This window comes from Stenotrophomonas sp. ZAC14D2_NAIMI4_7, assembly GCF_003086675.1.
Classification (GTDB): Bacteria; Pseudomonadota; Gammaproteobacteria; order Xanthomonadales; family Xanthomonadaceae; genus Stenotrophomonas.
Window position 1 is genome coordinate 2,610,974 of the sequence record NZ_CP025995.1, and the last position, 25,897, is coordinate 2,636,870.

26 protein-coding genes are annotated in these 25,897 nt (G+C 67.9%); 9 read left to right on the plus strand and 17 right to left on the minus strand.

Annotated elements, in window-relative coordinates:
* Positions 1-26 precede the first annotated feature (26 nt).
* The 4 genes from aroA to C1922_RS12050 form a co-directional block, all read right to left on the minus strand.
* Positions 27-1,334 (minus strand): 3-phosphoshikimate 1-carboxyvinyltransferase, encoded by a 1,308-nt coding sequence (aroA, locus tag C1922_RS12035; RefSeq protein WP_108749967.1) that lies wholly within the window; start codon positions 1,332-1,334, stop codon positions 27-29.
* A gap of 72 nt (positions 1,335-1,406) precedes the next feature.
* Positions 1,407-2,591: a prephenate dehydratase gene (pheA, locus tag C1922_RS12040; RefSeq protein ID WP_108749968.1), complete on the minus strand. Its 1,185-nt coding sequence runs from the start codon at positions 2,589-2,591 to the stop codon at positions 1,407-1,409.
* A gap of 51 nt (positions 2,592-2,642) precedes the next feature.
* Positions 2,643-3,728 (minus strand): 3-phosphoserine/phosphohydroxythreonine transaminase, encoded by a 1,086-nt coding sequence (gene serC / locus C1922_RS12045; RefSeq protein WP_108749969.1) that lies wholly within the window; start codon positions 3,726-3,728, stop codon positions 2,643-2,645.
* 233 nt (positions 3,729-3,961) lie between these two features.
* The gene (locus tag C1922_RS12050; protein WP_108749970.1) at positions 3,962-4,771 is read right to left on the minus strand and encodes an FHA domain-containing protein; all 810 of its coding nucleotides are present in this window, start codon (positions 4,769-4,771) and stop codon (positions 3,962-3,964) included.
* A gap of 125 nt (positions 4,772-4,896) precedes the next feature.
* Here C1922_RS12050 and C1922_RS12055 point away from each other — a divergent pair, with 125 nt between their 5' ends.
* From C1922_RS12055 to C1922_RS12065, 3 genes are all read left to right on the plus strand, one after another.
* The gene (locus C1922_RS12055) at positions 4,897-5,172 is read left to right on the plus strand and encodes a polyhydroxyalkanoic acid system family protein (RefSeq protein WP_108749971.1); all 276 of its coding nucleotides are present in this window, start codon (positions 4,897-4,899) and stop codon (positions 5,170-5,172) included.
* An 80-nt stretch (positions 5,173-5,252) separates the two neighbouring features.
* On the plus strand, positions 5,253-5,741 hold the full coding sequence (locus tag C1922_RS12060; protein WP_108749972.1) for a phasin family protein: 489 nt from the start codon (positions 5,253-5,255) through the stop codon (positions 5,739-5,741).
* Between the two features lie 236 nt (positions 5,742-5,977).
* Positions 5,978-7,003: a restriction endonuclease gene (locus tag C1922_RS12065; RefSeq protein WP_108749973.1), complete on the plus strand. Its 1,026-nt coding sequence runs from the start codon at positions 5,978-5,980 to the stop codon at positions 7,001-7,003.
* Positions 7,004-7,145: 142 nt separating this feature from the next.
* Here C1922_RS12065 and C1922_RS12070 read toward each other — a convergent pair whose 3' ends face one another.
* The 4 genes from C1922_RS12070 to C1922_RS12085 all read right to left on the minus strand — a co-directional run bounded on the left by C1922_RS12070 (position 7,146) and on the right by C1922_RS12085 (position 10,026).
* Complete coding sequence (locus C1922_RS12070; RefSeq protein ID WP_234413312.1) at positions 7,146-7,523, minus strand: type II toxin-antitoxin system HicB family antitoxin; 378 nt, start codon at positions 7,521-7,523, stop codon at positions 7,146-7,148.
* Positions 7,524-7,546: 23 nt separating this feature from the next.
* Positions 7,547-7,813: a type II toxin-antitoxin system HicA family toxin gene (locus C1922_RS12075; protein WP_325051574.1), complete on the minus strand. Its 267-nt coding sequence runs from the start codon at positions 7,811-7,813 to the stop codon at positions 7,547-7,549.
* 81 nt (positions 7,814-7,894) lie between these two features.
* Complete coding sequence (gene hutC / locus C1922_RS12080) at positions 7,895-8,623, minus strand: histidine utilization repressor (protein ID WP_108749975.1); 729 nt, start codon at positions 8,621-8,623, stop codon at positions 7,895-7,897.
* Positions 8,624-8,655: 32 nt separating this feature from the next.
* Positions 8,656-10,026, minus strand: coding sequence for a formimidoylglutamate deiminase (locus tag C1922_RS12085; RefSeq protein ID WP_108749976.1), 1,371 nt, complete (start codon positions 10,024-10,026; stop codon positions 8,656-8,658).
* Positions 10,027-10,093: 67 nt separating this feature from the next.
* Between C1922_RS12085 and hutI the strand changes: the two genes are divergently transcribed.
* The 5 genes from hutI to C1922_RS12110 all read left to right on the plus strand — a co-directional run bounded on the left by hutI (position 10,094) and on the right by C1922_RS12110 (position 17,660).
* The gene (gene hutI, locus C1922_RS12090; RefSeq protein ID WP_108751582.1) at positions 10,094-11,317 is read left to right on the plus strand and encodes an imidazolonepropionase; all 1,224 of its coding nucleotides are present in this window, start codon (positions 10,094-10,096) and stop codon (positions 11,315-11,317) included.
* On the plus strand, positions 11,314-12,855 hold the full coding sequence (gene hutH, locus C1922_RS12095; protein WP_108749977.1) for a histidine ammonia-lyase: 1,542 nt from the start codon (positions 11,314-11,316) through the stop codon (positions 12,853-12,855). Before hutI ends, hutH begins: the two co-directional genes overlap by 4 nt.
* Entirely contained in the window at positions 12,852-13,706 is an 855-nt protein-coding gene (gene hutG, locus C1922_RS12100; protein WP_108749978.1) for an N-formylglutamate deformylase, read from the plus strand. The genes hutH and hutG overlap by 4 nt, the downstream gene beginning before the upstream one ends.
* Complete coding sequence (gene hutU / locus C1922_RS12105; protein WP_108749979.1) at positions 13,703-15,370, plus strand: urocanate hydratase; 1,668 nt, start codon at positions 13,703-13,705, stop codon at positions 15,368-15,370. Before hutG ends, hutU begins: the two co-directional genes overlap by 4 nt.
* A 181-nt stretch (positions 15,371-15,551) precedes the next feature.
* Complete coding sequence (locus tag C1922_RS12110; protein ID WP_108749980.1) at positions 15,552-17,660, plus strand: TonB-dependent receptor; 2,109 nt, start codon at positions 15,552-15,554, stop codon at positions 17,658-17,660.
* A gap of 39 nt (positions 17,661-17,699) precedes the next feature.
* On the opposite strand, the gene C1922_RS12115 is transcribed toward C1922_RS12110, so the two are convergent.
* From C1922_RS12115 to C1922_RS12135, 5 genes are all read right to left on the minus strand, one after another.
* On the minus strand, positions 17,700-18,221 hold the full coding sequence (locus C1922_RS12115) for a hypothetical protein (protein WP_108749981.1): 522 nt from the start codon (positions 18,219-18,221) through the stop codon (positions 17,700-17,702).
* A 30-nt stretch (positions 18,222-18,251) separates the two neighbouring features.
* Positions 18,252-19,139 (minus strand): hypothetical protein, encoded by an 888-nt coding sequence (locus C1922_RS12120; RefSeq protein WP_108749982.1) that lies wholly within the window; start codon positions 19,137-19,139, stop codon positions 18,252-18,254.
* Between the two features lie 37 nt (positions 19,140-19,176).
* Positions 19,177-19,947, minus strand: a complete 771-nt coding sequence (locus C1922_RS12125; protein ID WP_199912177.1) for a hypothetical protein — start codon at positions 19,945-19,947, stop codon at positions 19,177-19,179.
* Positions 19,944-20,324 (minus strand): VOC family protein, encoded by a 381-nt coding sequence (locus tag C1922_RS12130; protein WP_108749983.1) that lies wholly within the window; start codon positions 20,322-20,324, stop codon positions 19,944-19,946. Before C1922_RS12130 ends, C1922_RS12125 begins: the two co-directional genes overlap by 4 nt.
* Before the next feature lie 80 nt (positions 20,325-20,404).
* Positions 20,405-20,980: a TetR/AcrR family transcriptional regulator gene (locus tag C1922_RS12135; RefSeq protein ID WP_108749984.1), complete on the minus strand. Its 576-nt coding sequence runs from the start codon at positions 20,978-20,980 to the stop codon at positions 20,405-20,407.
* Positions 20,981-21,049: 69 nt separating this feature from the next.
* On the opposite strand from C1922_RS12135, the gene C1922_RS12140 reads away from it, so the two are divergent.
* Positions 21,050-21,595, plus strand: coding sequence for a thioesterase family protein (locus C1922_RS12140; protein WP_108749985.1), 546 nt, complete (start codon positions 21,050-21,052; stop codon positions 21,593-21,595).
* A 7-nt stretch (positions 21,596-21,602) separates the two neighbouring features.
* Here C1922_RS12140 and C1922_RS12145 read toward each other — a convergent pair whose 3' ends face one another.
* The 4 genes from C1922_RS12145 to C1922_RS12160 all read right to left on the minus strand — a co-directional run bounded on the left by C1922_RS12145 (position 21,603) and on the right by C1922_RS12160 (position 25,875).
* Positions 21,603-22,070 carry a hypothetical protein gene (locus C1922_RS12145; protein WP_108749986.1) on the minus strand — a complete coding sequence of 156 codons (468 nt, stop codon included), beginning with the start codon at positions 22,068-22,070 and terminating at the stop codon, positions 21,603-21,605.
* Between the two features lie 15 nt (positions 22,071-22,085).
* A complete protein-coding gene (locus C1922_RS12150) occupies positions 22,086-22,838 on the minus strand; it encodes an SGNH/GDSL hydrolase family protein (RefSeq protein WP_234413314.1) in 753 nt (250 codons plus the stop codon).
* 172 nt (positions 22,839-23,010) lie between these two features.
* Positions 23,011-25,398 (minus strand): GH92 family glycosyl hydrolase, encoded by a 2,388-nt coding sequence (locus tag C1922_RS12155; protein ID WP_108749988.1) that lies wholly within the window; start codon positions 25,396-25,398, stop codon positions 23,011-23,013.
* 135 nt (positions 25,399-25,533) lie between these two features.
* Complete coding sequence (locus C1922_RS12160) at positions 25,534-25,875, minus strand: hypothetical protein (RefSeq protein WP_159091966.1); 342 nt, start codon at positions 25,873-25,875, stop codon at positions 25,534-25,536.
* Positions 25,876-25,897: the final 22 nt, after the last annotated feature.

Genomic DNA, 25,897 nt, shown 5'->3' on the forward strand with positions numbered 1-25,897 from the left:
GCGGGCGCCGCGGTATCGCGCCGAGCTCAGGCCAGGTTGAAGCCTGCGCTGCGGGCCAGGCCGTCGAAATCGGGGAACGAGGTGGCAACGTTGGCGATGTCGTTGATGCGCACCTCGCCGCTGCTGATCTGACCGGCAATGGCAAACGCCATGGCAATGCGGTGGTCGCCGTGGCTTTCGATGGTGCCGCTGCCCAGGGTCACGCCGCCGTGCAGGGTGGCGCCGTCTTCGGTTTCGTCCACCTGCATGCCCAGCGCGCGCAGGCCGGTGGCCATGGCCGCCAAGCGGTCCGATTCCTTCACCCGCAGTTCGGCCGCGCCGGTCACCACGGTCTGGCCTTCGGCCGCCGCAGCGGCAACGAACAGCGCCGGGAACTCATCGATCATGTCCGGCACCAGCTCCTCTGGAATGCGCGCGCCCTTCAGCGGGGCATGGCGCACCACCAGGTCGGCCACCGCTTCCCCGCCCTGCTCGGCCGGGTTTTCCTCGGTGATGTCCGCGCCCATCAGGCGCAGCGCGTGCAGCAGACCGGTGCGGCGCGGGTTCAGGCCCACCTGCTTCAGGCGGATGTGCGAGCCGGGAATGATGCTGGCGGCGACCAGGAAGAACGCGGCCGAGGAGAAATCAGCCGGCACCACGATGTCGGTGGCGCGCAGTCGCTGGCCGCCGCGCAGGCGGGCCTTGCCCGGCGAGAATTCAATGTCCACGCCGAACGCCGACAGCATGCGCTCGGTGTAGTCGCGGGTCGGGTGCGGCTCGACCACGCTTGTTTCGCCCTGCGCATACAGGCCGGCCAGCAGGACGGCCGACTTGACCTGCGCGCTGGCCACCGGCGAAGCGAAATCGATGCCGTGCAGCGCTTGGCCACCGTGCACGTGCAGCGGCGGGGTGCCATCGTCCTGCGTGTCGATCTTCGCGCCCATCTGCGACAGCGGGCCGGTCACCCGGCGCATCGGACGGCCCGACAGCGATTCATCGCCCACCAGGGTGCAGTCGAAGGCCTGGCCGGCCAGCAGACCAGCCAACAGGCGCATGCCGGTGCCGGCGTTGCCACAGTCCAGCGGCGCGCTCGGCGCCTGCAGGCCGTCGATGCCGACGCCATGCACGATGCGCTGCGAGGCGCTGGGGGTTTCGATGCGCACGCCCAGCTGGCTGAAGATGCGCGCGGTGGCGCGGGTGTCTTCGCCTTCCAGGAAGCCGTCGATCTGCGAGGTGCCATCGGCCAGCGCGGCGAACATCACCGAGCGGTGCGACACCGACTTGTCGCCGGGAATGGTCAGGCTGCCCTGCAGGGGCTGGCCCTTGCGGGCAATCCAGTGTTGCGCGTTGCTCATCGTTCGATCGTTCCGTAGACGCCGGCGGGCCGGCGGTGCTTCAAGGGGCGCGGCACGTGGCCGCCACAGCAATCAGGGCACGGCCACCGGGTAGGAGCCCAGCACCTTGATCTGCGCCGAGTGCGCTTCCAGTTCGGCCAGCGCGGCCTGCATGGGGGCATCGTCGATATGGCCGGCCAGATCGATGAAGAAGCCGTATTCCCACTTGCCGTGGTGCGAGGGGCGCGACTCGATGCGGTTCATGCTGATGCCGTGGCGGGCAAACGGGCTGAGCACATCGAACAGCGCGCCGGGCTTGTCATGGATGAACACCAGCACCGAGGTGCGGTCGTGGCCGGAAGTCGGGAAGATGTTGCGGCCCACCACCAGGAAGCGGGTGGTGTTGTCGGCATCGTTCTGGATCGGCTTGGTCACGACCTTCTTCAGGCCGTACACGTGGCCAGCGCTTTCACCACCGATGGCCGCGGCATCGTCGGCATTGCGCGCGCGGCGCGCGCCTTCGGCGTTGCTGGACACGGGGATCTTTTCGGCCTTCGGCAGGTTGGCACGCATCCAGGCCGAGGTCTGCATGAAGGACTGCGGGTGGCCGTAGACGCGCTCGATATCCTCGATGCGCCCGCTGCGCGACATCAGGTACTGATGCACGCGCAGTTCCACTTCGCCGCAGATCTTCAGGTTGGAGGTCAGGAACATGTCCAGGGTGATCTGGATGGTGCCCTGCCCCGAATTCTCCACCGGCACCACGCCGAAATCGGCATTGCCCGCTTCCACTTCCTGGAACACTTCTTCGATGCTGGCCATCGGCAGGCCCAGTGCCGAGCGGCCGAAGTGCTTGAGCACGGCCTGCTGGCTGAAGGTGCCTTCCGGGCCGAGGTAACCGATCTTCAGCGGTTCCTGCTGGGCCAGGCACGCCGACATGATTTCGCGGAACACGTGCACCAGCAGTTCGTCGCTGAGCGGGCCTTCGTTGCGGTCCACCACCATGCGCAGCACCTGGGCTTCGCGCTCGGGGCGGTAGTAATCGACGGCGGCGGCCAGCTTGCCCTTGGCCTTGCCCACCTGGTGGGCAAACTGCGCGCGTTCGGCGATCAGGCCCTGGATGTCACGGTCGATCTGGTCGATCTTGGCGCGCACGTCGGCCAGCGCCAGCGGTGCCAGCGTGGGGGCCGCGGTGGCGGTCTTCTTGCCCTTGGGGGCCGCGCTGCCCTTGGCCGTTTCAGCCTTGGCGGGCGCCTTCTTGGCGGGTTTGCTTGCCATTGGAATTCCTTGTTGCAGGGCACGCACCGGACGGTGCGCGCCGTTCAGTGCTCAACCGTGACGCTGCTGGAAATCGGCCATGAAGGCGACCAGCGCCTCGGCTCCGGCCAGCGGCATGGCGTTGTACAGCGAGGCGCGGATGCCGCCCACCACCTTGTGGCCCTTCAGCGCCAGCAGGCCAGCGGCCTTGGCTTCGGCCACGAAGCGCGCGTCCAGGTCGATGCTGGGCAGGAAGAACGGGATGTTCATCCGCGAGCGTGCCGAGGGCGCCACTTCATTGCGATAGAAGCCGCCGGAAGCATCGATGGCGCCGTATACCAGCGCGGCCTTGGCGGCATTGCGCTTGGCGAACTCGACCACGCCGCCTTCGGCCAGCATCCACTTGAACACCAGGCCGGCCAGGTACCAGTTCCAGGTGGGCGGGGTGTTGAGCATGGAATCGCGCGCGACGTGCGAGCGGTAATCGAAGATGTCCGCGCGCGGCTGGCCGGCGCGCTCCAGCAGGTCGCGGCGGATGATCATCACCGCAATGCCGACCGGGCCCAGGTTCTTCTGCGCGCCGGCATAGATGATGCCGTAGCGGCGCACATCCAGCGGTTCGCTGGCGATGGACGAGCTGAAATCGGCCACCAGCGGCACAGAGCCGGTGTCTGGCACATCACGGAACTCGACGCCGTGGATGGTCTCGTTGGCGGTGATGTGCACGTAGGCGGCATCGACCGAGAGCTGCCAGCCCTCACGCGCGGGCAGTTCGCGATAGCCGGTGGCTTCGCTGCTGGCGGCGATGTTCACATCCACATAGGGGCCGGCCTGTTTGACCGCCGTCTTTCCCCAATGGCCACTCACTACATAGTCGGCGCGCTGGCCGGGCTTGGCGAAGTTGAGCGGGATGAGCGCCTGCTGGGTGGTGGCACCCCCGGGCAGGAACAGCACCGCGTAGTCGTCGGGTATATCGAGCAGGCGGCGCAGGTCGGCCTCGGCCTCGGCAGCCACGGACATGAATTCCGGGCCGCGATGGCTCATTTCCACGATCGAGGCGCCGGCACCGTGCCAGTCCAGCATTTCCGCCTGCGCCTGGCGCAGGACCGATTCCGGCAAGGTTGCAGGGCCGGCACTGAAGTTGAACGCGCGCGTCATGTCACACCTGTGGGGCAAGACCCCTAGTATGCCGCAGCGCACCAGCCTTGCGGCCTTGTCGCGCAAGGGAAATTTGGTTGCATTCGTATCCAATTCACGCCGGGGGCAATGTGCCAACCAAGGTTGGCACCTACCAAAGAGCGGGCGTGCATGGCTCTGGTAGCCGCCGACCTTGGTCGGCGTACGCCGTCAGGCGTCATGGGTAGCGCCGAGCCATGCCCGGCGGAACGCGTTCAGCGCGCGCCGAACCAGAGCAGCAGGCTGAGCACGCTGGCCAGCAGCAGGGCGCTGGCCAGCAGCCACGGCCAGCGGCGCACGTGACGCGGCGCCACCGGGGCCACCGGCGCCTGTTCGCTGTCTGCCGCCTCGTCGTCCGCGCTGGGCGCCGGGCGCCGGCGCGGGTCATGCGGCACTTCCAGCACGAAGCGATGCTGGCCGTCGAACACCAGCTGGTCACCGGCCTGCAGCCAGCAGTGGCGCACGGCCACGCCGTTCACCCGGCTGCCTTCGGCACTGCCCAGGTCACGCAGCAGTACCCGCTCGCCATGCAGTTCGACCCGAGCGTGCTGGTCGGCGAAGGCCGGCTCATCAATAGCGATGTCGGCATCGTCACCACGACCGATCAACCGCGGCCGTGCCAGGGTGAAACCGCGGCCATGGTGCAGGCCGCCCACCCCGCGCAGCACGCGTTGTTCGTCGATGCCCGGATCGACCTGCGCCGTCGGCGCCGGGGCCTGCAGCAGGGTTTCCACCTCGCCCTGCAGGACCATTTCCACGCCGTCCACATACACCGCATCGCCGGCACGCAGCAGGGCCATGCGCCGCACCGGGCGACCGTTCACGTGGATGCCACGGATACCGTTGCCGACCTGCAGCCAAAGACCGCGATCGTCCAGGCAGAACTGCGCCAGCAGCAGGGCGCCGTTGCCGGCATCGCCCAGCCGCACGCTGCCATTGGCCTGGCGCACGATGCGCTGCACCCCGGGCCGCAGCGGCTGGTCGGGCTGTTGGTGTTGACTGAAGTGAACAAGCAGGTTCTGCACGCGGCGCAGACTAGCAGGTTGGCCGCCAACGCAGAAGAACCCCGTCTGAGTGCTTGGCGCCGCGCCCGCCGATGCGCACAATGACCGCCCTCTTACTACAACCCGGCCCTGCGCCAGGAGCCTGCATGTCCAGCATCGACGTCCGCCACGCCCATTCCCTGCCCGACGCGCAGGCGCGCGAGGCCATCGAACAGGTGGCCGCCAAGCTGTCCGAGCGCTTCGGCCTGAAGTCGAGCTGGGCGGCCGACGTACTGAACTTCAGCGGCAGCGGCGTGGACGGTGCCATCGAACTGCAGCCGGGTGCGGTGCGGGTGACCGCCAAACTCGGTTTCCTGCTGTCGGCCATGAAGGGCATGGTGGAAAGCGAGATCCAGCGCGTGCTGAAGGAAAAGCTGGGCTGAACCCCGGCGCCGGGCCATCACGGCCCAGCAACGCAACGCCGCGCTACTCTCGGGGCAGGCCCAACCTCCCCGGGAGTGCGATGAACACTTACGACAACGACGACCGCCGCGACGATGACGCCAGCTTCGGCGAACAAGCCGGGCGCTTTTCGCGCAAGTTGAGCGATTCGGCACAACAGGTCTGGCTGGCCGGGCTGGGCGCGCTTGGCCGGGCACAGGCCGAAGGCAACCGCTTCTTCGATGGCCTGGTGAAGGAAGGCGAAGCGTGGGAAGCCCGCCGTCGCGAACGCAGCGGTGAACAGGGCCCGGGCTGGCGCGACAATGTGGAACAGTCGCTGGATGAAGCCCGCGAAAAGGCATCGGGCACTTGGACGAAGGTGGAAAAGGCCTTCGACGAGCAGGTGCAGGGCGTGCTGAAACGCATGCATGTGCCCACCGCTCAGGATGTGGCTGCCCTGGAGGCTCGCCTGGATGCGCTGCATGCGCGCTTGGCCAAGCTTGAAAACCGTGCCGCATCGGGCACTGATGCCCCCGCCCCCGGCAGCCACCAGGGGCCGGGCGCCGCCTGACCGGCCAATTGTTGCAATGCAATAAAATTTGTCTGACAATCGCGAGAACCCGCCAATCGCTTCGCCTGCCGTTTGTTCCCTCCCCTCACGGCTTCAGGATTGGCGGGTTTTTTCGTGTCTGCACAGCGCTGATCTGCGCGCTGCATCACGCTTCTTGTCGGGAACGCCCTGACGCAATCGCCCAGTGTGGCCTTTACACTGTCGGCTTCTGAATTTTCCCTTCCGTTCGCACCTGCATGCTCCCTTGGATTCTGGCCCTGCTGTCGGCCCTGCTCATCTGCACCTTGGCTGTTGTCTATCTGTGGTGGGTGAAGCGGCGGCAAACGGAAATGCGACTGGGCCTGCAGGCCCTGGCCGGTATGCATTGGCGTGAGTTTTCCACGCTGATCAAGCGCATGCTGAGCGAGCAGCGCGGGCTGCGCGAGGTACATGACGCAGACGAGGATGCGCGCGAACCGCGCAGCGATTTCGTGCTGACCGACGGCCCCAACACCTGGATGGTCTGGTGCAAGCACGGCCTGGCCTACCGTATTGGTACGGCAGCGGTGAACGAACTGGGTGCGGCCGCGCGCCTGGGCGGCGCCAAGGGTGGCTTGTTGATCACCGAAGGGCGGGTGGAGCGTGACGGCCTGGCCGCCGCCGAAAAGCAGGCGGTGGAAGTGCTGGACGGCCCGCGCCTGTGGCCGCTGCTGCAGCCTTACCTGCCCGGCGACATCGAAAGCCGCGTGCGTGCCAGCGCCCGCCACGAGGCCCTGCGCCGCATCGCCATTTCTGCACTGGGCGCGGTGACCGTGGGCCTGCTGGTCGGGGTCAGCCTGCAGGGGCTGCACGCCGATGCACCGGTTGCCGCCCCGGAGCCCACACCCGTGGCCACTGCCAGCACAGCGGTTGCACCGGCCGCCCCCGTCGCAGCGCCAGCGCCGTCACCCGCGGCGGATGCGGCTCTGACCAGCGCGCCGGTTGTGCCCGCAGCCAAGGCCGGCGACGACAGCCGCAGCAATCCCAACCCCGATGCGGCCACGCTGGAGCGCTACCAGGCCGAGCTGGCCCGCGCCCTGGCCGGTCAGAGCGGCATTGCCAGCGGCGTCTGGCTGACCCGGCAGACCCTGGCCATCAACCGCACCGGCGAACTGGAGCAGGTCTGGCCGCGCGTCTGTCAGGAAGTGCTGCGCTACCCTGCCCTGCGTACGGTGCGCGTGCAGCTCAACGCCCGCCCGGGCGTGGACGAGCCGGTGCGCTGGCGGCAGTGCGCCACGTATTGAGAATGAGGCATCCACGCATGGCGTGGATCTACCGGATTGTGTGAATCATCGTTGCGCGGCCCTGGCATTGCGTGGATCAACCCTGCGTGGTCTCACCCAGTAGATCCGCGCCATGCGTGGATGGTTGCGCCGCCCGCCGCCGTCAAGCCAACGCGGCAAGATGGGCGATGTAGCTTGAACGCGTTTCCCCGGCCGCCTTGGCCTGCGCATCCAACCTGGACAGGATCCGTCGCGGCAGGCTGATGTTCACCCGCTCGATGGTGTCATCCAGCAGTGCGGGATCGATGCTGATATAGGCAAGAATCCATCGCGTTCCACCTGCCGCGTCGGCGACCAGTTTCTGTGGTGCCGACGGTGTTGGAATCGAGTGCCCGGCATCCAGTGCGGCGTCAATCCAGGCAAGCGCAGCCTCTTCGGCCGAACGCAGGGCGTCATCGAGCGTGTCCGCGGCAGAGAAGCAGCCCGGGAGATCCGGCACCACCACGCCCCAAGCAGTGTGTTCATCACCGGCTTCGATCAAGACTGGATATCGCATGGGAGCCTCTACTTCAGTCCAGCAAGCTTCCGGATCGCCTTGACCAGGCCAGTTCCCAGATTCTTCCTGGGATGCGGCACGGTAACGATGTGCGGGCAATGCGGATGCACGAATACATGATGGGAGCCACGGATTCGACAACAGGTCCAACCCGCCTCGCGCAGCTCCCGGATAAGGTCCCCGCTCTTAATGGCGGGGACGATACACATCGTACACACGCCTCGACAGAGTTCAAGGCGACAGACCTGCCGGTTGAAGGAACGCCATCCACGCATGGCGTGGATCTACAGGTAGCAACCACGCGCGGTTGATCCGCGCCATGCCGGTAGGTCCACGCCATGCGTGGATGGTCTGCCTCAGCGCCCGCCAGGCGCGAAGCGCGCCACCAGGTCCCAGGCGTCGCCCAGGAACACCTGCCGCACCCGGGTGATCGGCTGATCGCCGCGCCAGGTCAGGCGCTCGATCACCAGACAAGCGGTGCCCGGCGCCACCTGCAGCAGCTTGGCCGACGCGGCGTCAGCGCCCCAGGCACTGATGCGGTGCTGGGCGCGGGTCCAGGACACGTTCTGCAGCAGCCAGCTGCCCGGCGCAGTGGTGCTGAAATCCACCGCCAGCACTTCGGGCACGCCCACCGGGCTGATCAGGCGATGTTCCAGCGCCAGCGGCCGGTCATCGGCCAGATGCAGGCAGCGCATCGCCAACAGCGAGCCTGCACCGGCCAGCTCTTCTTCGCCGGCATTGCCCGCGGTGGCCCCGCGCAGTTCGCGCTGCAGCAGGCGGTAGCTGTACTGATGGCCACGCGAGCCTACTTCCATCGCGATATCGGGAATTTCCAGCGCCACCTGTTCCAAGTGCGGCGGCTGCCGGGCCACGAACGAACCGGCACGACGCCGGCGCTCGATCATGCCGCTCTCGGCCAGCGCGGTCAGCACCTTGTTCACCGTCATCCGCGAACAGCCGTACTGCTCCATCAGCTCGTGCTCGTACGGAATGCGGAAACCCGGCGCCCATTCTCCACTGAGGATGCGGCTTTCCAGATCGCTGCGGATACGCTGGTTGAGCGTGGCGGACTTGCTGGCCTTCACGGGGGTGGGGATCTCGATGAGCAGGGAGGCGATCAGCCCAGCACGCCACGCAACGCGGCGGCAAAGGCGGTGGTGATGGCCTCGCGCTGCAGGTGGCGGCCGTCGGCCACGACCTGGCAGCCATGGCGCCAGACCGAACGCAGCGCGCCATTACGTGCAGCGAAGACCCAGCTGTCAAGCCATGCGTCATTCTGTCGCGCCTGCAGCGCCGGGTGCGCGGCGTCCAGTTCCAGCAGATCGGCACTGGCGCCGACCTGCAGGCCGGCAGCCACGCCCAGCGCCTGCGCACCGCCGTGCAGGGCGCCTTCGAACAGGAAGCGGCCACTGCTGCGGCGGGCGTCCGGGGCCAGCACGTTGCGGCCGCGCAGGCTCAGGCGCTGGCCGTATTCCAGCAGGCGCAGCTCTTCGGCCGCGTCGATCAGCACGTTCGAATCGGAGCCGACGCCGAAGCGCCCGCCTTCGCGCGCGAACGCCTGCATCGGGAACAGGCCATCGCCCAGGTTGGCCTCGGTGATCGGGCACAGGCCGGCCACCGCCTGGCTGGCCACGATCGCGGCGCGCTCGTCGTCGGTGATGTGGGTGGCATGCACCAGGCACCAGCGCGCGTCCACCGGCGCATGGTTGTACAGCCATTGCACCGGGCGCTGGCCACTCCAAGCCAGGCAGGCGTCGACTTCGCGCACCTGTTCGGCGATATGGATATGCACCGGGCCGTCGGTCAACGGCAGCAGCGCACTCAATTCTTCGCCGGTGACCGCCCGCAGGCTGTGCGGCGCGATGCCCAGCACCGCATCGGGCAGCGCGGCCAATGCCGGCTTGGCCGCATCCAGCAGCTGCGCGAAACCTTCCACGTCGTGTATCAAGCGGCGCTGCGCGGGATTGGGCGGCGCGCCGCCGAAATCGGCGTGGGCGTAGAACACCGGCAGCAGGGTCAGGCCGATGCCGGTCTGCGCCGCAGCGGCGGCAATGCGCGCGCTCATCTCGGCGCGGTTCGCGTACGGCTGGCCATCGGCATCGTGGTGCAGGTAGTGGAATTCGCCCACCCGGGTGAAGCCGCTTTCAAGCATTTCCATGTACGCCTGGGCGGCAATGGCCTGCACCGTATCGGGACGCAGGTGGGCCAGGAAGCGGTACATCAGCTCACGCCAGCTCCAGAAGCTGTCGCCGTCGCCGCCGCCGATCTCGGTCAGGCCGGCCATGCCGCGCTGGAAGGCGTGGCTGTGCAGGTTCGGCAGGCCTGGCACGGCGATACCGACGCGGGTATCGCCTGCTTCGGCGCCCTGCCCCGTGCTGACCGCGGTGATGCGACCGTGCTGCACCTGCAGGCGCACATCACGGGCCCAGCCGTCGGCCAGCAAGGCATGGGCGGCGTGGAAAGCGGCAGGGGAACGCGAATCAGACATGGCTGGACAACCCGAAAGGGACGCTTATATTGTATAGACATATAAGCACAGCCGCGTAGTGGATGCCATGCACGTCGACACCCTCTGGTCCAATGTCCACCTGATGACCCTTGATGGCGAGGGCCTGGGAATCATCCGCGACGGCGTGCTGGCCTGCGCCGACGGCCGCATCGTGCACGTCGGCGCCGCCGGCAGCGATGCCCACCTGCGCCCGACCACGCGTTTCGATGGCGAAGGCCGCTGGATCTCGCCCGGGCTGGTCGACTGCCACACGCACCTGGTCTACGCCGGCAACCGCGCCAACGAATTCGAGCAGCGCCTGCAGGGCGTCAGCTATGCCGATATCGCCCGCGCCGGCGGCGGCATCGTCTCCACCGTACGCGCCACCCGTGCCGCCAGCGCTGAGCAGTTGGCCGCAGAAAGCCGCCCGCGCCTGCTGGCGATGCGCGCCGAAGGGGTAACCACGGTCGAGATCAAATCCGGCTATGGCCTGACCCTGGCCGATGAGCGCAAGCAGCTGCAGGTCGCGCGCGCGCTGGGCGAGCAATGCCGGGTGAACGTGGCCACCACTTTCCTTGGCGCGCACGCGGTGCCGCCGGGCCGGCAGGCGCAGGAGTACACCGACGAGGTGTGCAACGTGATGATTCCGGCCATCGCTGCCGAAGGCCTGGCCGAGGCCGTGGACGTGTTCTGCGAGAACATCGCGTTTTCGCCGGCGCAGGCGCGGCAGGTTTTCGAGGCGGCGCGTGCGAACGGGCTGGCGGTGAAGATCCACGCCGAACAGATGAGCAACCAGCATGGCGCCGAACTTGCCGCCGGCTTCGGTGCGCTGTCGGCCGACCATATCGAACACCTCGACGAGGCCGGCATTGCCGCGATGGCGGCCGCCGGCACCGTGGCCGTGCTGCTGCCCGGCGCCTTCTATTTCACCCGCGATACCACCCTGCCCCCGATCGCCGCGCTGCGTGCGGCCGGCGTACCGCTGGCCCTGGCCACCGACAGTAACCCCGGCACCTCGCCGCTGACCAGCCCGCTGCTGGCGATGAACATGGGCGCCACCCTGTTCCGCCTGACCGTGGACGAATGCATCGCCGGCTTCACCCGAGAAGCGGCGCGCGCACTGGGCCGCGGCGAACGCATCGGCCGCTTGGCGGTGGGCCTGGACTGCGACCTGGCGATCTGGGACATCGACGCGCCGGCCGACCTGGTCTATCGCATGGGATTCAACCCGCTGCACGCGCGCGTGGTGCGCGGGCAGCCCGATCTGCCTGCTTCCTGGAGCAACACATGAGCAACACCCTGGTTCTTCGCCCCGGCCACGTCACTCTCGCCCAGTGGCGGCAGGTCTACCGCGGCGCACCGCTTGCACTGGACCCGGCCGCGCTTCCGGTGGTGCGCGCCAGTGCCGCCGCGGTGGCCGCCATCGTCGCCAAGGGCGCGCCGGTGTACGGCATCAATACCGGCTTCGGCAAGCTGGCCAGCGTGCGCATCGAGCGCGAGGACCTGGCCACCCTGCAGCGGAACATCGTGCTCTCGCATGCCGCTGGCGTGGGCGAGCCGATGCCGGCCAACGTGGTGCGGCTGATGATGGCGCTGAAGCTGGTCAGCCTGGCCCAGGGTGCATCGGGTGTGCGCGAGGAAACCCTGCTGCTGCTGGAAGCGATGCTGGTGAACGGCGTGCTGCCAGTGGTGCCGGCGCAGGGCTCGGTCGGCGCGTCGGGTGATCTGGCCCCGCTTTCCCACCTGGCGAGCGTGATGCTGGGCGTGGGCGAGGCCTTCATCGGCGAGGAGCGTCTGCCGGCGGTGGAAGCCCTGGCACGCGCTGGCCTGCAGCCGGTGGAACTGGGCGCGAAGGAAGGCCTGGCCCTGCTCAACGGCACCCAGTTCTCCACCGCGTACGCGCTGGCCGGGCTGTTCGAGATCGAAACCGTGTTCCAGGCCGCGCTGGTGACCGGCGCGCTGTCGGTGGAAGCGGCCAAGGGCTCGGACACGCCGTTCGATCCGCGCATCCATGCCATCCGCGGCCAGCGCGGGCAGATCGCTACTGCCGCCACCCTGCGTTCGCTGATGCAGGGCTCGGACATCCGCGAATCGCACCGCGACAACGACGTGCGCGTGCAGGACCCGTACTGCCTGCGCTGCCAGCCACAGGTGATGGGCGCGGCGCTGGACATCCTGCGCCAGGCCGCAACCACGCTGGAAATCGAAGCCAACGGTGTCTCCGACAATCCACTGGTGTTCACCGATACCGGCGAGGCACTGTCCGGTGGCAATTTCCACGCCGAGCCGGTGGCCTTCGCCGCCGACATGCTGGCCATGGCCGTGTGCGAGATCGGTTCGATCAGCGAGCGCCGCCTGGCCATGCTGGTGGACCCGGCGCTGTCCGGCCTGCCGGCCTTCCTGACCCCGCGCCCCGGTTTGAATTCCGGTTTCATGATTCCGCAGGTGACCGCTGCGGCGCTGGTCTCGGAAAACAAGCAGCGCGCCTACCCGGCCAGTGTCGATTCGATCCCGACCTCGGCCAACCAGGAAGACCATGTCTCGATGGCCGCGCACGGTGCGCGCCGCCTGATGCAGATGGCCGAGAACGCGGCCAACGTGATCGGCATCGAACTGCTGGCCGCCGCGCAGGGCTGCGATTTCCATGCGCCGCTGCGCTCCAGCGCCGCACTGGAAACCGTGCGCGCCACCCTGCGCGCGCGGGTGCCGACGCTGGAAGAAGACCGCTACTTCCACCCGGACATGGTGGTCGCCACGAACCTGGTGCGCAGCGGTGCGCTGGCACAGGGCCTGGGTGAACTGCTTCCCACCGTGGAGCCGCAGGCATGAATGCCCGCCCCGACTGGCTGACGGTGCACGAGGGCGATGCCCCGCTGATCGTCAGCTTCCCGCATACCGGCAGCGAACTGCCGCACGAACTGATGGGCGACTACCACTCGCCGTGGCTGGCGCGGCGCGATGCCGACTGGTGGGTGCACGAACTGTACGACTTCGCGCGCGGCATGGGCGCGACCACGGTGCGTTCGGCGATCTCGCGCTCGGTGATCGACCTCAACCGCGATCCCAGCGGTGTTTCGCTGTACCCCGGCCAGAACACCACCGGCCTGTGCCCGCTGACCACCTTCGACAACCAGCCGCTTTACCACGCCGGGCGCGAGCCGGACGACGTGGAAATCGCCCGCCGCCGCGACACGTATTTCGCGCCCTACCACGATGCACTGGCCGCACAGATCACGCGGCTGCGCGCGCAGCACGGCACGGTGGTGGTGTACGACGCGCATTCGATCCGTTCGCATATTCCGCACCTGTTCGATGGCGAACTGCCGCAGTTCAACCTGGGCACCGCCGGTCCGTCCGGCGCGGCCGATACCTCCTGCGACAACGCGCTCAGCGATGTGGTGGAAAATCTGCTGAAGATCAGCGGCATGAGTCAAGTGCGCAACGGTCGCTTCAAGGGCGGCTGGATCACCCGGCATTACAGCGACATCCCCGGCGGCGTGCATTCGCTGCAGATGGAACTGGCCTGCCGCGGCTATATGCACGAGCCCCTGCCCGACCAGGTGGATGAGCACAGCTGGCCTACTCCGCTGGATCCTGAACACGCCGCACCGCTGCGCCACACCCTGGCGCAGGTGCTCAATGCCTGCCTTGAATTCGCTACCAACCGGAGCGCCGCATGACCCGCAACGACCCCAGCCGCACCATCACCGCGCCGACCGGTACCACGCTGAATGCCAAGAGCTGGCTGACCGAGGCGCCGCTGCGCATGCTGATGAACAACCTGCACCCGGACGTGGCCGAGCGCCCGCAGGAACTGGTGGTGTACGGCGGCATCGGCCGCGCCGCGCGCGACTGGGAAAGCTTCGATGCCATCGTGGAGACGTTGAAGCGACTGGAAGATGACCAGACCCTGCTGGTGCAGTCGGGCAAGCCGGTGGGCGTGTTCCGCACCCATGCCGATGCACCGCGCGTGCTGATCGCCAATTCCAACCTGGTGCCGCGCTGGGCCAACTGGGACCACTTCAACGAGCTGGATAAGAAGGGCCTGGCGATGTACGGGCAGATGACTGCCGGCAGCTGGATCTACATCGGCGCGCAGGGCATCGTGCAGGGCACCTACGAAACCTTCGTGGAAATGGGCCGCCAGCACTACAACGGCAACCTAGCCGGCAAGTGGTTGTTCACCGGTGGCCTGGGCGGCATGGGCGGCGCACAGCCGCTGGCCGCGGTGATGGCCGGTGCCTCATGCCTGGCCGTGGAGTGCCGCAAGAGCAGCATCGACATGCGCCTGCGCACGGGTTACCTGGACACCTGGACCGACAACCTGGACGAAGCGCTGCGCCTGATCGAGGAATCGTGCACGGCCAAGAAGCCGTTGTCGGTGGGCCTGCTGGGCAACGTGGCCGATGTGCTGGACGAACTGCTGATCCGCGGCGTGAAGCCGGACCTGCTGACCGACCAGACCTCGGCGCATGACCCGGTAAACGGCTACCTGCCGCAGGGCTGGACGGTGGAGGAATGGGACCAGAAGCGCGTTTCCGCGCCGAAGGTCGTGGAAAAGGCCGCGCGCGAATCGATGGCAAACCATATCCGCGCCATGCTCGGTTTCCATGCGCTGGGCGTGCCCACCGTGGATTACGGCAACAACCTGCGGCAGATGGCGCTGGAAGAAGGCGTGGAAGATGCCTTCGATTTCCCCGGCTTCGTGCCGGCCTATATCCGCCCGCTGTTCTGCCGCGGCATCGGCCCGTTCCGCTGGGCCGCGCTGAGCGGCGATCCGGAAGACATCGCCAAGACCGATGCCAAGGTGAAGGAGCTGATTCCGGACAACCCGCACCTGCACCGCTGGCTGGACATGGCCGCCGAGAAGATCAAATTCCAGGGCCTGCCGGCGCGCATCTGCTGGGTCGGCCTGGGCGACCGTGATCGCCTCGGCCTGGCCTTCAACGAGATGGTGGCCAACGGTGAACTGAAGGCACCGGTAGTGATCGGCCGCGACCATCTGGACAGCGGCAGCGTGGCTTCGCCCAACCGCGAAACCGAAGCGATGGCCGATGGTTCGGATGCGGTGTCCGACTGGCCGCTGCTGAACGCCCTGCTCAACACCGCCAGCGGCGCGACCTGGGTGTCGCTGCATCATGGCGGCGGCGTGGGCATGGGCTTCTCGCAGCACGCCGGCATGGTGATCGTCTGCGACGGCACCGAGGCCGCGGCCAAGCGGATTGGCCGCGTGCTGTGGAACGACCCGGCCACCGGTGTGATGCGCCATGCCGATGCCGGGTATGACATCGCGGTGGAATGCGCGAAGGAAAAGGGATTGGACCTGCCCGGGATTCTGGGCTGATCGAGCGGTTCTTGTAGAGTCGAGCCATGCTCGACTGCTTTTCTCGCCATCCTCGGAACGGCCAGTCGAGCATGGCTCGACTCTACAAGGGGCGCGGGCGGCCCATACGCCGCCGGTGGGTGACGTGGCGTGCGCGACCTGTTAACTTTCGCGCCACTTTAATGGTTTACAGCCTGTCCGCATGTCGCTTCCGTCTTACCGCCCCACCCCGTCGCTGCTGTTCCTGGCCGTGTCCTTCAGCCTTGCTGCCACGGCCAACGCCGCCCCGCAGGCCACCACCCTGGATGCCGTGCAGGTCACCGCCGCCGATGCCAGCGCCCAGGCGCGCGCGGCGCTCAAGCACGTGCCCGGCGCCAGCAACGTCATCGATGTGGCCAAGGCCGACAGCCGGTTGTCCAGCAGTGCTGATGTGCTGGCCTACCAGCCGGGCATCAGCGCTCAATCGCCGGGCAACGAAGGCACCAAGATTTCGATCCGTGGCTCGGGCATCAACCGGGGCCCGGGCGCGCATGCCTCGGGTATTGCGGTGTCGATCGACGGCCTGCCACTGACCGGCCCGGGCGGCACGCCCTACGAACTGCTGGAACCGCTGTGGCTGTCGCGCGTGGAAGTCCTGCGCGGCGCCAACGGTTTCGAGCGCGGCGCGCTGGCGCTGGGCGGTGCCATCGACTACGTCAGCCGCAGCGGCCGTGATTCGGCGGGCGTGCAGTTGCACTACGAAGCTGGGAGCCGCGGCTACCAGAAGCGCGGCATCAGCTGGGGCGGCGTCAGCGGCGATGTCGATTATTTCCTCGCCTATACCGATACCGAATTCGACGGTTACCAATACCACGCGCGCGGCGACGGCAAGGGCGCGATGGCCAACATCGGCTGGCAGATCACGCCCGACCTGCAGTCCCGCTTCTTCGTGCGCTACCGCGAGACCAATCACGAAACGCCCGGGCGCCTGACCCGCGCGCAGATCCGCAACGATCCGCGCGCGGCCAACCCCGCCAACCTGGCCATTGATGCGCGCCGCCCGCAGCCTGGCAGCACCTGGATCGGCAACATGACGACGCTGCAGATCGACGAGGATTCCTCGCTGCAGGCCGGGCTGGTCTATCACAAGTACCCGATGGACTTGAACGAGAGCCTGTACCGCCAGCAGCTGGACTACGCCAATCTGAACGCCACGCTGGACTACCGCCATCGCCATGTGCTTTTCGGGCGGGACAGCGAAACCACGGTCGGCCTGCGCGTGACCCACGATCTTCAAGCCGACGTGCGCGAATCGCTGCGCTTTGCCAGCAACGGCTACGCCGCCGGCACGCGCACGCGTGATTTCCGCCACCACGGCACCGACAGCACCCTGCACATCGGCAACGCCCTGGCGTGGAACGAGCGCCTGCGGGTGCAGACCGGGCTGGCCCTGGTCAACACTCAGCGCGACGTGCAGGTAACCTGGCCCAGCAGCGGTGGCCGCCTGCGCAAGCACGACTGGGACTACGCGCCGCGCCTGGGCTTCACCTGGCAGCACAGCGCGCAGACGCAGTGGTTCGGCAACCTGAGCCGTTCGGTGGAAGCGCCGCACCCGTGGTCGATGATCTGGGGTTCGAACCAGTACTTCGCTGCGGGCAACGGGCCGTCCACCGGCCGCCAGCGCAGCCCGGTGCCGATGCAGAACCAGACCGCCACCACGCTGGAACTGGGCGCGCGCGGTGACGCCGCCCTCGGGCGCTGGGAACTGACCGGCTACTACGCGCACGTGAACCACGAACTGCTGACGGTGGAACTGCAGCCGGTGCCGAACCAGTTCATTGCCGAGAACAATGCCAGCCCCACCGTGCACCGCGGCATCGAGGCCGGGTTGGACAGCACGCTGTGGCAGGGCGTGCCGGGCCGCCTGTCGCTGCGCCAGGCCTACACCTTCAGCGATTTCCGCTACCGCCACGACACGCGCTTCGGCAGCAACCGCCTGCCCGGCCTGCCGCAGCACAGCTATCAGGCTGAACTGCGCTTCGATCACGCCTCGGGCCTGTACGCGGCGCTGAACACCGAATACGCCTCGCGCATCGCGGTGGACTATGCCAACAGCTACTGGGCCGACAGCCACGTGATCTTCGGCAGCCGCATCGGCTACGACGCCCCCGGTGGCCGCTGGCAAGCCTGGGCCGAAGTGCGCAACATCGGTGACCGTCACTACGCGGCAACGGTCACGCCCGGCTACGACGACGCCGGCAGGGACCTAGCGCGCTCGACGCCCGGCGAAGGCCGTGGCGTGTACGCGGGCATGCGCTGGCGCTTCGACTGAGCTCGCGCGGGGAATCGCCGGGCATTGCCCAGCGCTGCCTCAGGCGATGCGCCAGCGTGGCAGGCGCTCGCTGCGCTTCCAGATGAGCGGCGCCGCCGCGATCAGCAGCAGGGCCATCAACCAGCGCGGCGAGGTGGCCAGCAAGCTGTTGAGCCACCCGGCTTCGACCACCGGCGGCACCTCCTGCCAGGGGTTGTAGCCCAGGTAGAGCACGCTGCCGGCGCGCCACACGAATACCAGGCCCATGGCCGCCAGGAACAGGGCCGTGCTGCGGCAGGTCCAGCGCTGCGAGGGCGTTCCCCACTCACGGGACACGGCCACCAGCATGCCGATGATCAGCGCGGCCATCACGGCCACCAGGGCGATATCCACCTTGCGCCCGATGCGTTCGTAACTGCAGGCACGGCATTTCGCCTCTTCGCTGGCGGTCGCCGCTTCGGTGGCCGGCACCGCGGTGGAAGGCGATGACTGTGCCAGGCTGGTGAACGGCAGCAGCAGCGCCAGAACCACCCCCAACGTCCATCGAAGCCAGATGCTGTTGCTGCGCATTGCGATATCCATGTCGCGTCTCCTTCCTGTCGATTGATCCGTTCACCACGTGTAGGGCCATCTGCCAGGGCTGCTGCGTACGCCGCCGCCCCGGTCCGGCCGCTCGAATACCCAACGGTTGTCCTCACGGTGCAGCAGGAACTTCTCCCGCAGACCGAAGCCATCAAAGCAGCTGCCGCTGACCACCGAAATCATCGCCCACTGTCCGTCGATACTGAACACCGGGCGTGACAGCGACACGATCTGCAACTGCCGCTCGGTCAGGTCCTGGTTGCACCCCGGCCCGCGCTCCGCCTTCATCGTCTGCAATCGTTGAGGGGTCATCCGCTGCACACCCGCCAGGATCTGCCCGGGTACGCGCGAAGCCCGCGCATTGGCCGCGCCCTGCGCAGCTTCCAGTTCCTGCCGCAGGCGGAACAGCTCGCCACCTTCATCGTCGGGAAAACGGGCCAGCGGCGCATCGTCCTGGCAATCGGTCATGGCGGGCCGATGCCTGCAGAATGGCAGCGTCCACTCCATCAGTCGAACCCACGGAGGCACGGGGGTATCCAGCGTCGGTTGCTGCAGCGGCCGCCAGCGCCCGACTTCCCTCAGCGCAGGCGCGGCGCCGGCCGCCGTGGCGACGTTCGTCCGTGGCGCCGGAACCGCTGCCTCTGTGCGCGGCAGCGACGGAGGCGGCGGGGCTGCGGCCTCTTCCACCGACAACGCCCTCACCACGAGCGGCGGCGGAAGCATCGGCGGCCAAGGCGGGCGCACCTGGCGGATAGCCAGCGCCATCACCTCGGCCTGCATCTGCGCCGTGCCCAGCACGACGGGCACTTGACCGATCCGCACCGCTGGCGCCTGCCACACGCGCTCGACCAGCAGCGCCACCGCCAGCATGGCCACGACCCAGCACACGATGCGCCTGCAGATGATGCGTGCGTGCATGTTCCTCCCTGCTCCGTCCAGCAATTGTAATGCCACGCTACAACGCGCGCGCCACCTGCATCAGGGTGACCGCTTCGGGTGCCAGCGTCTGCGCCAGCCAGCCGAGCGCGGCGAAGAACACCAGCAGCCCCACCAGCGGCCACACGGTATGGGTCAGGCACAGCCGCCACCAGCCCTGGGCCTGCATGCCCTGCATGCGCCGGTACAGCCCACCGACAATCGCGGCATCCACCAGCAGTTCGGCCATCAGCAGCGGCGCCGACCACACCACCCAGGCGCTGGCCAGCACCGCACTGCCGACCACGGCAACGATGCCCAACACCGCCAGCAGTGGCAGGCCCGCTTCGCCATCGGCGGCGTCCAGCAGGGAGGCACCGTCGCTGTCGATCCCGGAGCGAGCCGAGCCCTCCGCCCACGATGCCGATGCACCGCCACCACCCGATTGGCCGCCCTGCCCGCCCCACGCCGGCCCCTGCGCATCCCGTGCTGAACCACCGCCGCCACCGACATCCGGCGCGCCATCCACGGCGTCCCAGCGCCAGCGGATCCACAGCCACATCAGCAGCAGGAACACGCCGTACGCCAGCAGCACCGCCAGCGGGTAGCGCAGCACCATCATGTCCACACCCGCCACGCGCAGCGCATGCGCGGCCAGGAAGCCCGCCGCGCCTGTCAACAGCACGATCACCGCCATCTGCAAGCGCGGCCAGCCGTTGCGCTGCAGTTGCCGGCGCGCGCTCAGCACTTCACCGCGGCGGGTGATGGGCAGCTTCAACGAACGCGCGTTGAATCGGCCGCGCTTGGTCAAGGCACTGCGCCTTTGTAGACGGCCTCGAGGCGATGACCGTCCGGGTCGACGACGAAGGTGGCGTAGTAGCAGTCGCCGTAATCGGTACGCAGCCCCGGCGCACCATTGTCACGCCCATCCGTGGCCAGCGCCGCCGCATGGAATGCATCCACTGCCTCGCGCGACGGTGCGGCAAATGCAAGATGGAAGCCGGGCCCGGGCGCCAGTGCGTCATCGCGCTGTTTCAGGCACAGGATGTCCTCATCGTCGATCAGGCCGTAGCCGATCGCCTCGTCGTCCTCGAACACGCGGCGGAAGCCAAGCGCTGCCAGTGCGGCATCGTAGAAACGCGCGGCGGCATCCAGATCACGGACACCCAGGGAGAGGTGGTGCAGCATGCGGACATCCTTGCCGGGCACGCGGTGGTGGTGATGGCCGATTCTAACCGCGAATCATCGCGGCGGCGGCATGGCACTGTTCAACCGGCGCGGGCCGCCTTCAGCAGTTGCACAGCCACCTGGTCGAACGGGGCGATGTCCTGCAGCGCGCGGCTCATCGCCACCGCGCCTTCCACGCTGGCAATGACCAGGCTGGCCAGGCCCGCTGCCTGTTCCGGCGCATGGCCATCACTGATCAAGGCCTGGGCCAGGTGCCCCTGCCAGCGCGCGAACACCTCGGCCGCCGCGGCGCGCGGTTGGCTGGCAACCGCCTCCACGGGCTCTTCCACCGCCGCCGCAAGCACCGGGCAGCCGGCGCGGAACTGCGAGCGCAGCAGGCGCTCGCGCCACATCGCCAGGAATCGCTCCAGGCCAGGCACGGCGCCATCGCGCAGCAGTTCCAGCAGCAGGGCTTCCACCTTGTCGCCGGCCAGCGTCGTGGCCTTGGCCAGCAGTTCCTGCTTGCCACCGGGAAAGTGGTGGTAGGTCGACCCCAGCGGTGCGTCGGCCAGCTTGGTGACTTCGCGGATGCTGGTGGCATTGAGGCCTACCCGCGCCAGCATCTGGGCCGCCGCATCGATCACACGCTGGGGGGCATCGCTCGCGCGTGGGCTCATGCTGGGCTCCTTGCTAGGACAGTCGTCATAGATTAGCGTAGCGCCCGTTCTATAACAGTCGTCATAGCCATGAATCTCTGGTTCCGCCTGCTCTACCTGCTTCTGTGCAGCCTGTTCCGCCCGCGCCTGGACGCCCCGTTCGGGGTTTCACGCCTGCAGTTCCGCGTGCTGCCCAACGACCTGGACAGCAACCTGCACATGACCAATGGCCGCTACTGGAACATCTTCGATCTGGGCCGGCTGGACCTGATCCTGCGCATGGGCCTGGGCAAGGTGGCGCTGCGCGAGAAATGGGCGCCCATCGTCGGCGCCGGCACCATCCAGTTCCGCCGCGAGCTGCGCCCGTTCCAGCGCTACACCCTGGAAACGCGGCTGGCCGGCTGGGTCGGCACGCGGGTAATCATGGAACAGCGCGTACTGATCGGCCCGGAACAGAAGATCGCCACGCGGGCGCTGCTGGTCACTGGCATCTACGACCGCCGCGCGCGAGCGTTCGTGGGCATGGACCGGATGATGGCGGCCATCGGCAGCAGCACGCCGCCCTCGCCGCCGCTGAGTGCAGCGGCCGAAGCGCTGCTGGCGGCCGATGCGGCGTTGAAGCGCGATGACGGCTGAGGTCGCCTCAGAGCGCCCGCCGGAGTGCATCCTGCAAGCGGCGTTTGTGTGATTCCACGGCCTTCCAGTTCCAGTCGCACGCCGGTGGAACATCCAGTGCGCCGCGCTCGCGAGCCAATGCGACGCGCTCGGTCAGCGCCTGCACTTTCGCGCTGACGTTCGCATCATTCGCCATCGGCAGCAGGATCGAAATCAGCCCCCAGCCGGAGACCATGACGCGCGCGGAGTCGCCACGCCCGCCGTCGAACGGACGCACGCGTACGGCGCCGCCCATGTCCGCGTACTGCACGCCCACCAGCAGCATGCCGCCAGACACGCACTGCAACGCCCGGCCGTGTTCGCGCAGCGCCTCGGGCGATTCATAGCGGCGCGGTTGTTCGCCAGCGCTTGAATAGAGTTCAGTAACCAGCACCGGGCTACGCTTGAACACGGCGAGCGCCACGGTCTCGACCACCTTGTTGGACACTGCCACCATGCGCTGTCAGTGCGATCAGGGCGCGCCGCGTGGCGCAGCTTGCAGCGCCTGCGCAATGGCGGCCTCGGCCAACGGTGCCATCAACGCATAGCCCTTCGCGGTGGGATGCACGCCATCGGCGGCCAGGGCGGGATCCAGGCCTCCGGCGGCATTGGCCATGACCGCGTAATAGTCCAGATACACCAGCCCCTGCGCGTCGGCATACTGCTTGAGCGCGGCGTTCAGAGCGCGCACCTTCGGCGCAGGTTCGATGCCCGGCATCCACGGGTAGTCGCTCACCGGCAGTACCGAGGCCACCACTACGCGTATGCCGTGCGCACGTGCAAGGTCCACCATCGCATGCAGGTTGTCCTCGATCATCACCTGCGTGCTGGGGCCGGTATTGCCGGCGAGATCGTTGGTACCGGCGAGGATGATCACCACGTCCGGCTGCAGCGCGATCACATCCTGGCCGAAGCGCAGCAGCATCTGCGGTGTGGTCTGCCCACTGATACCGCGGTTGAGATAGCCCTTGCCGGGGAAGAATGCCGCAGGATCCTTTTCGCCCCACCCCTGGGTAATGGAATCGCCGAAGAACAGCACGCGCGGCACGCCGGCCTGCTTGGCGGGCACGCGCGCATTGGCCTCACGGTAACGGCCCAGATCGGGCCAGTCGGAAAGGCGCTGCTGCATGTAGCGCACCTCATCCGGGCTGAGCTGGTCCACTGGCTTCACCAGCAATGGATTGATCGCCACGGGCGGCTGCGCCTGTGCGCAGGTGACGCTCATTGCGAGTGCCAGTGCGGAGGCGCGGCATCGGGCACGTAGAAAATGGAGCATTGTTTTTCCCGGGGACTATGGGTGCCGTTCGCCTGGTGCACGGTGAGGCTAGCACGGTCGGGGGGCGCTTCATCCACGCATGGCGTGGTTCTACCGGTGGTTCATCCTCACAGGGCATGGATCAGCCGGGGCCGTGCGAGCGCGGAACGTCCTGTGCGCCCCACTGCTCGTTCTTGGTGCTACCCAGCTCAAAGTCCAGGGTGCCGCCGCGCTGTACGAAACTGGCCGGCAGCCAGCTTGCGTTGCTGGGCCTGCCGTCCACCCGCAGCGATTGCACGTACGGCGCATCCATTGAAGCGCCGCGTGCACGCACCACGATCTTCGCACCCGGGCGGGTGATCACCGCTTCGGTGAACAGCGGGCTGCCGATCACCAGGTCTGCGCGGCCCGGGTATACCGGGTACAGGCCCAGCGCCGACCATACGTACCACGACGACATCTGGCCAAGGTCATCGTTGCCTGGCATGCCCTCGGGCGTGTTGGTCCAGATCTGGCGCATCGCTTGCCGCACGGTTTCCTGGGTCTTCCACGGCTGGCCGAGGAAGTTGTACAGCCACGGCGCGGCGATGGACGGTTCATTGTCCAGTTCGGCGTGCAGCGGGCCGGACTTGGTCACCGCCCATGTACCGTCGGGCTTGCGGAAGAACGCATCAAGCCGCGCGATGCTGGCCTCGCGGCCACCCAATGCTGCGAACAGGCCGGCCGGATCGAACGGCACCATCCACAGGTACTGCGCACCGCTGCCTTCGACAAAACCCTCGTCGGCGGCCGGGTCGAACGGCGGCCAGCTGCCATCGGCATTGCGCGGCTGGATGTAGCCCTGCTGCGCGGTAGCCTTCGGGTTGTACAGATTGCGCCACCAGCCGGAGCGCTCACGGAACTGGCGCGCCCCCTGCGCATCACCGGCCGCCAGTGCCAGCTCGGACAGGCCGAAATCGGCGCTGACCATTTCCAGCGTATCGGCCGCACTGCCCCAGCCCGGCGCGCCTTCCGGCATGTACTTCAGGGCCAGCCACTGGTCCAGGCCCGGGCGCTGGCCCACGCACAGCACCGGGCAACCACGCTTGTCCAGATCACGTGCGGTGGGCACCGTGGCCGCCTTCTTCAGCGAGGCGTAGGCGCGCTGCAGGTCGAAGCTGCGGCCGCCGAAGGCATGGATGGCTGCCACCGACGGCGGCGACGGATCACCGTTCATCACGCCGGTGGCGCCGGTGATGTGGGTCCAGCGATCCCAGACGCCGCCATTCTGGTCGGCCTGGTTCAGCAGCGACTGCGCCACGTCCGAACCGACCTGCGGCTGCAGCAGGGTCAGCAGCTGCAGCTGCGAGCGGTAAACATCCCAGCCCGAGTAATTGGCGTACTGCGCCTGCTGCCGTTTGGCCAGGGCGTGCACCCTGCCGTCAATGCCACGGTAACGCCCATCGGCATCGCTGTGCAGGTTGGGCGCCAGCATGGCGTGGTACAGCGCGGTGTAGAACACGGTGCGCTCGTCGGGCGTGCCACCCTGCACCCGCACCTGGCCCAGCAGGTCGTTCCACTTCGCACGCGTGGCGGCCTGGGTGGCGGCCACCGTGGTGCCCTGCGGACTCTCTCGGCGCAGGTTGGCCCGCGCGCCGGCTTCATCCACGTAGGAAATGCCGATGCGTGCGGTCACCACCGGCGTGCGCGTGGCATCGAAACTGATCCAACCGCCCGCGCCCTTGCCTGCCGGCGGGTGGCCCTTGCTGCCATAGGTGGTGCCGCCGCCGCCCTCGCGTGCCCCGGCCTGCACCGTGTCATCGCGCCAGGTACCGCCCACTTCGAACGGCTGGTCAAACTCGGCCACGAAATGCAGGGTGTAGTAACTCTCGCGGCGGTCTTCGGCCAGGTACCCGCAGAAGTTGCCACTGGTGACCGAACCGCGCACGGTGCGCGTGGCGGGGTCGATGAGGAGGGTCGAATCGCTGCTGCCCACTTCGCTGTCGGAGGTGCGGAACAGCAGGTTGGCCGGCTTGTCGGCCGGGAACTGGAACTGGCCGACCGCGGTGCGCGCCGTGGCCGCCAGGCTGACCGCCACCCCGTTGTCGAGGGTGAGTGTGTAGGCGCCGGGGCTGGCCGTTTCTTTGCGGTGGTCCAGCAGGCTGGTGTAACGCATGCCGGCATCGGCTGACGACGGCGACAGCTCTACCGGCAGCGTGACCGGCATGAGCGGAATATCGCCGCTGGCACCGGTACAGCCGGTTCCATTGACGTGGGTCAGGCTGAAACCGCGCACGCCGTTGCTGCGCCACTCGTAGCCACCGGGGGCGGCAATCGGAAAAAGCTTGCCTGGCAGCGCGGTCATTTCCGGGCTGAAGGCCACCATGCCGAAGGGCACCGTGGGCCCCGGGTAGACGTTGCCGGCGTTGGTGGTGCCGATGAAAGGATTGACCTCGGCGGCCAGGTCCTGTGCGGGCGCCCTGGCGGCCAGCAGCGGCAGCGGGGACAGCGTCAACACCGCGGAAACGACGACCAGCAACGAACGGGACATCGACAACTCCAGTGGAAGGTGGCACGCGCGCGCCGTTGATCACTGAGAGTAGTACGCGCTGAGCGCCCTGCGACGGGCCGGAGGTCATGGTTGGCGGTACCCGGTCACGATCGCAGCCATCGGGCCGCGCGCCGATCAGTACAACGTGCCCAGCTTGAACAACGGCAGGTAGGCGGCAAACATGGCGAGCGGAGTTGCCAGCATCACCGCCACGCTGCCGATCAACGCCGACAGCCGCGCACGTCCTGCCAGCCAGGCGGCCACCACCAGCGGCGGAGCCAGCCAGGCCAGCCCGTAACTGTTAGCAAACAGCTGGGTGATCAGCGGCAGCGGCTGGCCCGCTTCGGCGAACCGCTCAACGAACTGTGGGATCGCAAACCGGCCCAGCGCGGTGCAACCCACGGCGGCGGTGCCGCTGGACAACAGGCCGATCAGCAGCCATCCCCATCCTGAGAGTTCGCGTACAGCCTTTGTCATGAGTATCCGTGGCAAGAAGGGC